Genomic DNA, 12,188 nt, shown 5'->3' with positions numbered 1-12,188 from the left:
CACACCACCTGTTTCTCATTTTCCTTTGTGTGTCATTTCAGCAAAACGATAAAATAAAACTTGTTAAATCTCCCACTAAAAAATATAATTTTTCATTCATTTCTTTAAATATACTATTATTATAAACATTCAAGTGATCTTGAATGCAACCAGAAGAGCAGCGAACATACATCTTCCCCTTTACATGTACTGAAATAATCTTCATTTTGCAATGAAACTTATGCTGGAGTCACCCTACTCGGCAGCGACGTTAAGCAATATGACCACTGGATTATGTACAATATAACATTCGAATGAATTCTGTACTGATACAGTTGGATTGCCAGGATTAGAATCAGCAGATGCAATGGCGGCTTTCAACCATGCCAAAATAATTTTATAAACTATTCTTATACGTTCTCTCGATTTGGCATCATAAAATTTATAATCTGGTTCAAACTCATAGTTCTTTGTGAGAGCGACCTCACATTAGTAAGGAACAGTCCTTCTATAGTAACCAGGTCAGGAATAATTCTAAAATAAAATACACGTCTTAACAGTGAATAGTTACTATTATTCATTGATTAGCTTAATTGAATTCGTTACCATTTAGTTATTAACATGAAATAAAAAGGTGGCGAAGTTATGAAAAAATTTAAATTGATGTGGATGGCAGTATTTTTATCAATTACACTATTAACTGCATGCTCCGGAAACACTGCAACTGAAGAGGGTTCTGCAGAAAAAAGTGTTGATGAAGCCGAAGAAGAAACTCACTCTGTAGAAGAGATAGAATGGTCCTATACAGGTGACACTGGTCCTGATTATTGGGATACACTGCATCCAGAATATCTCACTTGTGCTGAAGGACAGGAGCAATCACCAATTGATATTGATTTAGCAAAAGTTAAACTAGATGAAACATTAAACGATATCGAAATTAACTATCAGCCTACTGCATTTACATTAGAGAATAATGGCCATACAATTCAACTGAATGACCCAACTGGAAGTAACTCTATTATTGTTGAAGGTGAAGAATATAGCGTACAACAATTACACTTCCACATTCCAAGCGAAAATACCATTGATGGACGATTCTTTGATATGGAAGGACATATTGTACATAGTAATGAAAATGGAGATCTTGCTGTACTTGGGTTCATGATTGAAGCTGGAGAAGAAAACGAAATTCTAGCAGAAGCCTGGTCAAAATTGCCTGAAACAGAAACTAACAAGGATTTAGAACTAGATAATTTGATTAACTTACGTGATTTATTACCGGAAGACCTTACTACTTTTAGATTTAACGGTTCGTTAACAACACCACCGTGTACAGAAGATGTTAGCTGGCTTTTACTAGAAGAACCAATTCAATATTCTCAAGAACAGATTGATGCATTTGGTGAGCTTTTCTCACCGCATAATCATCGTAAACCGCAATCATTAAATGATAGAGATATTCACACGCATTAATTCTTTATCTAGTTTATAGTCCATACACAAGCCGTGGTCCTATTTTTAAGGATGGTTTAAAGCAGGGATTAATTTTGGATTTCCTACCTAATTTGAATATAAAAACCCGAAGGTTTGGTGGGAATATACCGAGAAGACCTTCGGGTTTGAGAACGTTACTTTTTTATAAGGAACGTTTTTATTATTTAAGCCGCTTTATTTTTATATAGGGACACTTTTTGTCATTAAGACTCTTAATTACTCCACCGTAACACTCTTCGCCAAATTCCGTGGTTTATCCACGTCACAGTCACGATGCAATGCTGCATAATAAGCCAGAAGCTGCATTGGAATCACACTTACCAATGGAGTCAATAGCTCATGCACTGCCGGCAGTACAAAAGCATCCTCATCCTGCTCTAAGCCTTTTGAGCTGATAATAAGTGCATTTGCCCCGCGTGCAACCACTTCCTGCACGTTTCCACGAATAGAATAGTTTACATTTTCTTGTGTAGTTAAAGCAATAACTGGCGTACCATCCTCAATCAATGCGATGGTACCATGCTTCAACTCTCCTCCAGCAAAGCCTTCTGCTTGGATATAGGAGATTTCTTTCAGCTTCAATGCTGCTTCTTGCGCAACATGATAATCTGTACTGCGGCCAATAAAGAAAGCATTGCGTGTTGTCGCAAAATAATCTCTTGCTAACTGCTCCAGCTCTTCTTTTTGGTTCGTAATGATTTCCATTGCATTCGCTACGATAGCCAACTCTTGTAATGGATCAAAATCTAATTTAATACCTTTTACCCTTGCTGTATCTACTGCAAGAACCGCTAAAACAGCAATTTGTGCTGTATATGCTTTTGTGGAAGCAACAGCGATTTCTGGTCCAGCATGTAAAGGCAAGGTATAATCTGCTTCACGAGAAAGGGTTGATCCAGGCACATTTGTTAATGTCAGTGCTGGATGTCCTAATTCTTTTACTTTAACTAATACAGCACGGCTATCTGCAGTTTCCCCACTTTGGGAAATAAAGATAAATAAAGGTTTTTCAGATAGCAGTGGCATGTTATAGGAAAATTCACTTGCAACATGTACTTCTACAGGGATATTAGAAAGCTTTTCTAGAAACTCTTTTCCAACTAATCCGGCATGATAGCTCGTTCCTGCTGCAATAATATATATGCGATCTGCTTTTTGCATGGCTTTACGAATATTTTTTTCTAGCTTTAATTCGCCTTTTTCATTCTGATATTCACGAATAATATTGCGCATCACAATTGGCTGTTCATCGATCTCTTTCAGCATGAAATGAGGATACGTTCCTTTTTCTGTATCACTTGCATCGATTTCCGCTGTAAACGGCTCGCGGTTGATAACTTCTCCATCTAATGTCTGCACTTCTACAAAGCTTCGATTGACAAGAACAATTTCTTTATCATAGATTTCCAAGTACTCGTTTGTTTCTTTCAACGTCGCCATAGCATCGCTGGCAATCAGGTTAAAACCTTCGCCTAAACCAACCAATAGCGGACTTTTATTTTTGGATACATATAAAGTTTCCTGATCTTCTGCATCAATCAGACCAATAGCATAAGAACCTTTCAGCAGGCTCATTGCTTCACCAAATGCTTTTTTGGTATTTTTATGTTTTTCATAAAGTTTTTCAATAAGCTGTACGATAACCTCTGTGTCTGTTTCACTTACAAAGTCAACATCTTCCAGATATTCCTTCTTCAGGTCTACATAGTTTTCAATAACCCCATTATGCACAATGGTAAAACGTTCTGTTGAGCTCTGATGTGGATGTGCGTTTTGCACACTTGGCACACCATGCGTCGCCCAACGCGTATGACCGATACCAATAGTCGCATCCTTGCTGTTATCTACTTCTTTGCGTAACGCTGCGATACGTCCTTTTACCTTTGTTACGTGTACGCCATCTTCCCCTAAAGTCGCAATACCTGCAGAGTCATATCCGCGATATTCTAATTTTTCCAAGCCTGTTAATAAAATTTCTTTCGTATCATTTTGTCCAATGTAACCGACGATTCCGCACATGTCGATGTCCTCCTTGTTTGAAGGGGCAGAGACAAAAGACCGATTCGAAGCGAAGGGGCCTTGTTCTGCCCCTTTCTCGTGTTAGTTTTTATAGACATCATTCTTTATCTCTTTGTTCATCAAGTCACCCTGATGGTTTAAAGATAAAGCAGCAGCTGCGATGGACAGCTGGGAGGCACCCGCCGAATAATTCGATAACCCCCGACCTCGTCAACTATTCTTCCTGACCGTCCGTAGAATAGTCCTGGCGCTTGTTATTATAGTTTCCTTTCGTGTTTCTCTGCTCCTCTCTCCTTTTATTTGCTCTTGTTAAACGGACTTCTTTCATTTGGAAAACAAGAACTTTCTATATTCTATCGGAAAGTCGTATTCAAGGTCAACCTTTTTCTTGCTTTCCGATAAGATAGTTTATGAAATCCTTCTAAAATGTTGCAGAATATCCATAAGTGTCGGGAGGTATCCGCCTTACAGAAGTGGATGGGAGAAGGTTTGAAGAGGGGTGAAGCAGAGTGATATAATGAAAAATAAATGAAAAGACTTTAAAGAAAATTTTAAAACCTCACCTGACAAAAGGAGCTTCCCCATGACAAAAATTATTTGGATCAACGGTGCTTTTGGAGCAGGAAAAACACAAACAGCATATGAGCTTCACAGAAGACTGGAAAACTCCTTCGTGTACGACCCAGAAAATATTGGTTTCTTCCTAAATCAGAATTTGCCTGACACGTTGAGAAAGAATGACTTTCAAGATTATGAAATGTGGAGAGAATTTAATTGCAAGACCATAAAGTATATCGCTGAAAACGATAAAGAGCCAATTATTATTCCAATGACAATCACAGATAAGCTTTATTTTAAAGAAATTACCGGAAGTTTGGAATCAGAAGAAATCCAATTATATCCGTTCGTTTTATCCGCATCAAAAGAAGTCATTGAACGCCGGTTAAAGAAACGGCTGGAAAGAAAGAATTCATGGAGCTTCAGACAAATGGACCGATGTATAACACGTTTAGCTGATGACGCATTTGGAGAAAAAATACAGACAGACCATTTATCCATTGACGGCGTTGTAGAAATCCTTGCAGCAAAAGCCAATTTAGTATTACAAGAAGATAACCGCTCCAATCTAAAAAAGCGATTGGACCGGATAACAACACAGATAAAACATATTCGATAATTTATAAACAAAAAACATCAGCAAAGCTATCCCATTCGCAGCTTCACTGATGTTTTTTCTACTTATGCTTTTCCATAAAATCTAACATCCGCTTATACACTTTAATCTCATTCTCTTTTTTAGAGAATCCGTGCCCCTCATCCTCCAGCACCAGGTACTCCACATCGCGGCCTTTATCCTGCAGCTTTTGGACAATTTGATCTGATTCTTCCTTCACCACACGCGGATCTTTTGCACCTTGGATAACCAGCATCGGCTTTGTCATGGTTTCCAAATAAGTCACTGGAGAATCATTTACAAAGCGCTCCTTATCACGCTCTGAATCACCTAGCCATCTTTCCATAATCGGCTTCCAATCCGCCGGTACAGAATTGACAAAGGTAAATAAGTCGGACGGGCCAAAGATATCAATCACTGCTTTAAAATATTCTGGATGACGTCCATGCAGGAGCAGCGCCATATAACCGCCGTAGCTTCCTCCTACTAAGAATAGATGATCCGGGTCCGTAATCTTTTGATCAAACAGCCATTTGATGCCTTCCACATTATCGAGGCGCGGTCCATGCCCCCAATCCTGCTCGACGAGTTTCACAAAAGAGGAACCATAGCCTGTACTCCCGCGAAAGTTTGGTGCGAAAATATGATAGCCGCGATTGAGGATGCTTTGGAACATCGCACGGAAAAATTTCCGTTCTGCTGCCTGCGGTCCGCCATGCGGCCAAAAAACGGTATACCCATTGGCATTTTCCGGTTTTGCCCTGAACAGAAGTGATTCGATTTCCATCCCGTCAAATGAAGCATAGGTCACAATTTCAGGATCCACGAGCTCCTCTTCCGATACACCCAGAACACGATTATCTGTGAGCTGCTCCCATTTCTCACCATTTGTCAGACGATAAATGTTATCCGGCTTTACTGCGGATCCTCCAAGGAGATATACTGCCCCTGATTCTGTTACAGTCACCTGATCAATCAAATCAAAAGGCTTTGTGATTTCTTTCAGCTCTCCTGATTTTATTTTATACTGATAAAGCTTATCGACAACACCCTTTTCTGTCACTACATACAATGAATCGGATGATTTATCATATTTTACGGTTTCAATCGATTCTTCCTCCAGCTCAAGAACTTTTGAAAACGTCTCTTGCTTCATGTCATACTTGGCTAAATACATATATTCGCCTTCATAATCCGTCGGGAAATAAATGCTGTGATTATCCGTAAAAACTGGATCATAGGATACATGCACTTTTTTCGGATCAGGAGTAAGATAGATTTTCTCTTCCTCTTTTTCGATGAATATATTATTATACGTGTTCGCAAACACGCTTTCGTATATTAGTGTCTCTTCATCTTCCGATACACCTGCCAGTGTAGTCGGCGCTCCTTCTCCCTCTGCTATCAGCTCATCTTTATCTGTATCCAGATGGCGCACATGTGTGTTTAAAAAGCTCGGATTATTTTTAGAGGTATTATAATAAATTCGTTTTCCGTCCTTGCTCAGGTGTGCAAACAAGTATTTTTCGTCCTCTGCTCCCGTAATCAGCGGCTGCGGTAATCCGCCCTCTGGAGGCAGGGCGTAAATGTGATAATTTTCATCCCCATCTGCATCAAAGCTTGTTAAAACATACTTCCCATTTGGATCAAACTGAATAAATGAGGAGGATTCATCCTTTTGAGAAAACTGAAATGGATACGCATGCTCTTTACTCAAGTCTAATGCCCATAAATTACGTTTACCGCTCAAGTTCGTTGAAAATACCAGCTTTTGTTCATCTTTGCTCACTTGGAAATGATCGATACTATACGTATAAAAGAACTGTTCTACTTTCGGTTTTGGAAATTTTATCATTCTGCCCGCACTCCCTTTTATCTGTATTTTCTATATTATACCACTATTTATAAAATACACCATACACTCTGGCCTTTCCGTGCGGAACAGCAAAACTATCTTTAATTCAAGCTACTTTGATTGTCATTTTATCATTTGAATAGTAAAGTGATATAGAGAGGAGAATTTGAGACGATACATGCAGAAAATAACACGCCATTTTCCTATCTGCCTGTAGCTCACTTCCTCCCCAAAGCAATTTACTTCAAATACATTTTTTAATAGATAGGTTTAACCTTAAAATCTAAAACAATGGAGGAGCATAGGTATGGAACAATATCGCATTGACCAAAAGAAAGGATTAGAATTTGGGCTCTATACACTGGGAGACCATCTGGCCAACCCTTTCACCGGAAAACGGATTTCGGCACAGCAGCGTCTTCAGGAAATTATCGAATTAGCAAAGCTGGCAGAACAAGCAGGGTTAGATTTTTTCAGTGTCGGAGAAAGTCATCAGGATTATTTCACTACGCAGGCACACAGCGTGGTATTGGCGGCGATTGCGCAGGCGACAGAAACCATCAAGCTGGGCAGCTCGTCAACGATTATCAGCACTTCTGACCCCGTTCGGGTTTATGAAGATTTTGCTACGATTGATTTAATTTCGAATGGACGTGCCGAAATTATTGCCGGAAGAGCTTCCCGAATCGGGCTATTTGAATTATTAGGATATGACGTACAGGATTATGAAGCGTTATATGAAGAAAAATTTGATTTGCTGCTGCAAATTAATGAGAAGGAAAGGCTCAGCTGGGAAGGGGACTATCGTGCACCCTTAAAAGATGCCCATGTGCTGCCCCGCCCGAAAGATAATACACTGCCCATCTGGCGTGCAGTTGGCGGAACCCCGGCCAGTGCAATGAAGGCAGGCTATACCGGGGTACCGATGATGCTGGCAACACTTGGCGGACCGGCCAGCGCTTTTAAAAATGTTATTGATGCGTATCGGGAAACAGCTGAAAGAAGCGGACATCATACTGACGATCTTCCTGTCGGCGTCACCGGTTTTTTCCATGTGGCAGAAACAAGCCAGGAGGCACTGCAGCAAATGTACCCTTATATCAATGAAGGAATGAAGCTGACGAATGGACAAGGATTTCCAAAGCAGGCATTTGCACAAGCAAAGGATAAGCGCAGTGTCATCAATGTCGGCAGTCCGCAGGAGGTTATTGAAAAAATTCTCTATCAGCATGAGCTGTTTGGACATCAGCGCTACTTAGCGCAAATGGACTTTGGTGGCGTTCCATTTGAACAATTGGCTAAGAATATTGAAATGATTGGCACGAAAATTTTGCCTGCCATTCGTAAGCACACTGGCATGAATCAGGAGGATTAGCACATGAAGATCATTGGTTTATCCGGCTCCATTGTCGGTTCAAAAACACGGACAGTCATGGATGCTGTAGCAAAAGAAATTGCTGAAAAATATCCAGAAGCAGATTTTCAGCTGATTGATTTAAAAGATTATGATTTGCAATTTAGTGACGGCCGGAACTATCTCGATTATTCCGGAGACACCGCCTGGGTCACCAGGCAGGTGATGGAGGCAGATGTGATGATTATCGGCACGCCTGTCTTCCAGGCATCGATTCCGGCAAGCTTAAAGAATATTTTTGATTTGCTTCCTGTCGGGCATTTCAGAATAAGACCGTAAGCTTTTTCGTAACCGCAGGCTCTTCCAAGCATTATTTAGTTGCTGATCATCAATTAAAACCAACTTTATCCTATATGAAAGCACAAATAGTACAAACCTTTGTTTATGTTGAGGAAAAGAGCTTTCAACAAAAGAAAATCGTCGATGACGATGTCTTCATTCGATTAGAGCGTTTGATTGAGGATACCATGGACACGTATGAAGCCAACGAAATCATCCGGAAAAAGAAAGAGGATTCCTATGGATTCTAGAAGTTAAAAAAACGCATGGATGGGTACATCCATGCGTTTTTTACTTTAGGTACATGATATTATTAAGCACCTAAATGATTTTCAATGACTTTTACGATTCGTTCTGCATAGGTCTGGCAATCTTCCTCTGTCTTCGCCTCTACCATGACACGCACAAGCGGTTCTGTTCCAGATGGGCGGACTAAAACGCGTCCATTCTCTCCCAGTTCTTCTTCCACAGCTTGTACTTCATCTAAGATGATTGGACTGGTCAATGCTTCATTCTTATCTGTAACCCGAACATTAATCAATGTCTGCGGGAAAATAGTCATTTCGTCTGCCAGTTCTGACAAGGTCTTGCCTGATTCACGCATTACATTCACAAGCTGCAATGCAGATAACAGACCGTCTCCTGTCGTAATATAATCTAAAAAGATAATATGGCCGGATTGTTCCCCGCCTAGGTTATAGTCGTTTTTACGCATTTCTTCCATAACATATCGGTCACCGACTGCCGTCTTATCGCTTTTCAGACCAGCTTCTTCTAATGCCTTATAAAAGCCTAAGTTACTCATGACAGTGGATACGACAGTGTCCTTACGAAGCATCCCAATTTCTTTCAGGTATTTTGCGCAGATGAACATGATTTTATCGCCGTCCACGATGTTTCCTTTTTCATCCACAGCAATCAAGCGATCACCGTCTCCATCAAAAGCCAGTCCGACATCCGCTTCTTTATCCAGCACATATTGCTGTAGTCCTTCCGGATGTGTAGAACCGACACCATCATTAATATTCAGGCCGTTCGGTGTAGAGCCCATGGAATGAATGTCAGCCTCCAAATCTGCGAATAGATGTGTAGCCAGGCTGGATGTTGCTCCATGTGCACAATCTACAGCGATACGTATTCCGTCAAAATCGTTATCAATCGTATCTTTTAAGAAGGACAGGTATTTCTGTCTGCCTTCAAAATAATCACTCACTGATCCGATACCAGCGCCTGTCGGGCGAGGCAGATCATCCTCTTCTTGTTCTAATAAAGCTTCAATTTCCGCTTCCTGAGCATCTGTCAGCTTAAATCCATCTGAGCCGAAGAATTTAATCCCGTTATCTTCTACAGGATTATGGGATGCAGAAATCATCACCCCTGCCTGCGCGCTCATTGCTTTTGTTAAGTAAGCGACCCCCGGCGTTGAAATAACACCCAGCCGCATTGCTTCTACGCCTGTTGACAGAAGTCCTGCAATCAACGCGCCTTCCAGCATATGTCCAGAAATACGTGTATCTCTGCCGATTAAAACGCGTGGCTTTTCACTGCCTTTTGTTAACGTATATCCGCCAAAACGACCGAGCTTAAATGCCATTTCAGGAGTCAGCCCTTCATTTGCTACTCCCCTGACACCGTCTGTTCCAAAAAATTTACCCATTATTATATCTCTCCTTTGACCATACAATATACAACTATTCTTCTGCTGTTTCAGCCGGATCGATTATTTCCACCGTGACCTCTTCCACATTTCCTGTGGCAGTGACATCCTCAGGAGCTTCAATGTCAATAGGCACTTCATGCTCTCCTGATTCTAAATCAGATAAATCCAGTACGGCGTTGATATCATCTGCCGTTAAACCATTTACCACCGAGGCATCCCCTGTCACTTCTACTTCTAATGCAGGGTCTGCATAAGATGCTTCCAATCCATTTGCTAAGCCTTCTTCTTCTAAAGCTACATTCTCGATTACATTTGTTCCTTCTACTTCTACCGTAACTTCTACCTCTTCCGTCTCCGGTGCTTGCACGTTTTCAGGCAAATCAAGCGGTACTTCAACTGTGCCGGATTCTTCAATCTCGGATAAGTCCAGCGGCTCGGTAGTCACTTCTGAAATATCCTCCAGCACGTCACTTTGAGAGTAAATCTCCACTTCCTCTTCATTTGGAGAAATAGAGTCCAGCTCAAGGTCTTCTTCCAGCTCACCTGTTGTCTCTACAGACAGTGGTACAGACTTGCTTGGATTGTCGACTTCTACGGAGACCTGAACACTTTCAGGGTCTAATCCGACATTCAATTCATTTCCTTGTATATCATATACACTAATCGGAAGCTCCCGATTGTTAATTGACTCATCGACACCTTCCATATTCACATAAGCCCTTACAGAGCCAATCGATTCAATGACGCTCGCTGAGCTTGTTATCGTTATCGTTTCCGGATCGACACTATAATCGACCACTTCGTAACCATCTGCCATCAGGTCTTGATTAATCAGATCAGCAGTTACAGTAAACTCTTGAGATGCCCGTTCTTCAATGGTGACTTCTGCTGTTTTCGGCTCAATAAATACTTCCACATCTCCTGCTATATTATGCTGCAGTTCAACAACATGCGTTCCTTCTTCTAAGCCTTCTAAGTCGACGTATACATCAAAATTACGTTGAAGTATATACGGTGTCATACTGCCTCGATTCCCTTGTAAAGTAACATCGACCTCTTCTGGAACATCACTGACAACATAGCTGTCGCGGTCAATACGGATATCTACTGGAATTTGTTCCAAGGTTTCTGTGGAAGTGGTTGAACCAGAAAATGTTGAATCGGAATTTGGTGTTTCGGACACATTGACAAAAGCATAGAGTGTTACCGCAAAAGCTAAGGAAAGGATACGGACAAACCACTTACTCTTAAACCAATTATCCACGCTTACCAGTCCTCCGTTTCCATGATTTTTTGTCAGAGGCTTTCGGGACGATTGATAAATGCGTTAAAAGCATTTCTCTTAATTTTTCTTCATCGATATCACGATGCAGCTCTCCATTTTTTGTACAAGAGACGGCACCTGTTTCCTCAGAAACAACAATCGTTAACGCATCTGTTACTTCACTTATTCCCATTGCGGCACGATGCCTTGTTCCTAATTCCTTGGAGATAAATGGACTCTCGGATAAAGGCAGGTAACAAGCCGCAGCTGTGATCTCTTCATTTTTTATAATTACTGCCCCATCATGAAGCGGTGTATTTGGTGTAAATATGTTTGTCAGAAGCTGGTGAGTAAGCTTTCCGTTGATTGGAATCCCGGTTTCCGCATAATCCCCAATTCCTGTTTCTCTTTCAATGGAGATAAGCGCACCAATTCTTCTTTTACCCATATAATTACAAGATGTAACAATAGCCTCAATTTCATTTTGAATAATTTCTTCAGCAGAGCTTCCCGATCTGGCGAAGATATTCCCTCGCCCCAGCTGTTCCAGTGCTCTTCGTAATTCCGGCTGGAATAAAATAACAATTACAATAACTCCCCAATTAATAACTTGGCCTGTGATAAATTGGATGGTTTGTAAGTTTAACAGCATACTTACTCCCCACACAACCATTACAACTGCTATTCCTTTTAATAGCTGAATAGCCTTTGTACCTCTGATCAGCATGATTAATTTATATAATACATACCAGACGAGAGCGATATCAACGCCAATTCGCAGCAGATCTAAAAAGTCAAATCCCCCATCAAGCATGTGCACACATCCTTTACCCAATAGAATTACCTGTTTGTTTTAAACATTATCTTAAAAGCAATTATTTCTCTCGGAGAACCGGCCGTAAAATTCCCGCCTTTAAATAGAGAATGAAACTCGATTTATTTAAGCAGAAGATAACGTGATGCAGCTCTCTGAATCCTTCAGCGGAGGGAAAGAATAAATTCCCGCTGAATGAAGTTTCGTTTTATATTATCATGAACTATTATGAA

Annotated in this window: 8 protein-coding genes and 1 pseudogene; 4 read left to right on the top strand and 5 right to left on the bottom strand. The window is 40.7% G+C overall.

The genetic code is table 11. The features are described 5' to 3' along the window. Positions 1-624: 624 nt before the first annotated feature. The gene (locus ACFO3P_RS11095; RefSeq protein WP_193064936.1) at positions 625-1,455 is read left to right on the top strand and encodes a carbonic anhydrase; all 831 of its coding nucleotides are present in this window, start codon (positions 625-627) and stop codon (positions 1,453-1,455) included. 237 nt (positions 1,456-1,692) lie between these two features. Here the strand turns inward: ACFO3P_RS11095 and glmS are convergent, their stop codons facing one another. Further along, positions 1,693-3,495 (bottom strand): glutamine--fructose-6-phosphate transaminase (isomerizing), encoded by a 1,803-nt coding sequence (gene glmS / locus ACFO3P_RS11090; RefSeq protein WP_042531067.1) that lies wholly within the window; start codon positions 3,493-3,495, stop codon positions 1,693-1,695. Between the two features lie 583 nt (positions 3,496-4,078). Between glmS and ACFO3P_RS11085 the strand changes: the two genes are divergently transcribed. Then, entirely contained in the window at positions 4,079-4,672 is a 594-nt protein-coding gene (locus ACFO3P_RS11085) for an AAA family ATPase (protein ID WP_193064935.1), read from the top strand. 58 nt (positions 4,673-4,730) lie between these two features. Here ACFO3P_RS11085 and ACFO3P_RS11080 read toward each other — a convergent pair whose 3' ends face one another. Continuing rightward, a complete protein-coding gene (locus ACFO3P_RS11080; RefSeq protein ID WP_193064934.1) occupies positions 4,731-6,524 on the bottom strand; it encodes a S9 family peptidase in 1,794 nt (597 codons plus the stop codon). 307 nt (positions 6,525-6,831) lie between these two features. Here ACFO3P_RS11080 and ACFO3P_RS11075 point away from each other — a divergent pair, with 307 nt between their 5' ends. Both ACFO3P_RS11075 and ACFO3P_RS11070 read left to right on the top strand, forming a co-directional pair. Continuing rightward, on the top strand, positions 6,832-7,899 hold the full coding sequence (locus ACFO3P_RS11075; RefSeq protein ID WP_193064933.1) for an LLM class flavin-dependent oxidoreductase: 1,068 nt from the start codon (positions 6,832-6,834) through the stop codon (positions 7,897-7,899). Between the two features lie 3 nt (positions 7,900-7,902). Next, positions 7,903-8,468 (top strand): annotated as a pseudogene (locus tag ACFO3P_RS11070) (NADPH-dependent FMN reductase). 62 nt (positions 8,469-8,530) lie between these two features. Here ACFO3P_RS11070 and glmM read toward each other — a convergent pair. The 3 genes from glmM to cdaA are packed head-to-tail and all read right to left on the bottom strand — an operon-like array spanning position 8,531 to position 11,955. Continuing rightward, positions 8,531-9,874, bottom strand: a complete 1,344-nt coding sequence (gene glmM, locus ACFO3P_RS11065) for a phosphoglucosamine mutase (RefSeq protein ID WP_042531057.1) — start codon at positions 9,872-9,874, stop codon at positions 8,531-8,533. Positions 9,875-9,908: 34 nt separating this feature from the next. After that, positions 9,909-11,141 (bottom strand): CdaR family protein, encoded by a 1,233-nt coding sequence (locus ACFO3P_RS11060; RefSeq protein ID WP_042531055.1) that lies wholly within the window; start codon positions 11,139-11,141, stop codon positions 9,909-9,911. Next, on the bottom strand, positions 11,134-11,955 hold the full coding sequence (gene cdaA / locus ACFO3P_RS11055; protein ID WP_042531053.1) for a diadenylate cyclase CdaA: 822 nt from the start codon (positions 11,953-11,955) through the stop codon (positions 11,134-11,136). Before cdaA ends, ACFO3P_RS11060 begins: the two co-directional genes overlap by 8 nt. Between the last annotated feature and the right edge of the window lie 233 nt (positions 11,956-12,188).

The organism is Oceanobacillus aidingensis, assembly GCF_042654105.1.
GTDB lineage: Bacteria > Bacillota > Bacilli > Bacillales > Amphibacillaceae > Oceanobacillus > Oceanobacillus oncorhynchi.
The sequence above is the reverse complement of the archived record's forward strand: the minus strand, read 5'-3'. Positions and strand labels throughout refer to the sequence as shown.

What these genes read in the sequence shown, in the direction of transcription:
- ACFO3P_RS11095 (WP_193064936.1), top strand. Translation starts at nt 625, where the DNA reads ATGAAAAAATTTAAATTGATGTGGATGGCAGTATTTTTATCAATTACA.
- glmS (WP_042531067.1), bottom strand. Translation starts at nt 3,495, where the DNA reads ATGTGCGGAATCGTCGGTTACATTGGACAAAATGATACGAAAGAAATT.
- ACFO3P_RS11085 (WP_193064935.1), top strand. Translation starts at nt 4,079, where the DNA reads ATGACAAAAATTATTTGGATCAACGGTGCTTTTGGAGCAGGAAAAACA.
- ACFO3P_RS11080 (WP_193064934.1), bottom strand. Translation starts at nt 6,524, where the DNA reads ATGATAAAATTTCCAAAACCGAAAGTAGAACAGTTCTTTTATACGTAT.
- ACFO3P_RS11075 (WP_193064933.1), top strand. Translation starts at nt 6,832, where the DNA reads ATGGAACAATATCGCATTGACCAAAAGAAAGGATTAGAATTTGGGCTC.
- glmM (WP_042531057.1), bottom strand. Translation starts at nt 9,874, where the DNA reads ATGGGTAAATTTTTTGGAACAGACGGTGTCAGGGGAGTAGCAAATGAA.
- cdaA (WP_042531053.1), bottom strand. Translation starts at nt 11,955, where the DNA reads ATGCTTGATGGGGGATTTGACTTTTTAGATCTGCTGCGAATTGGCGTT.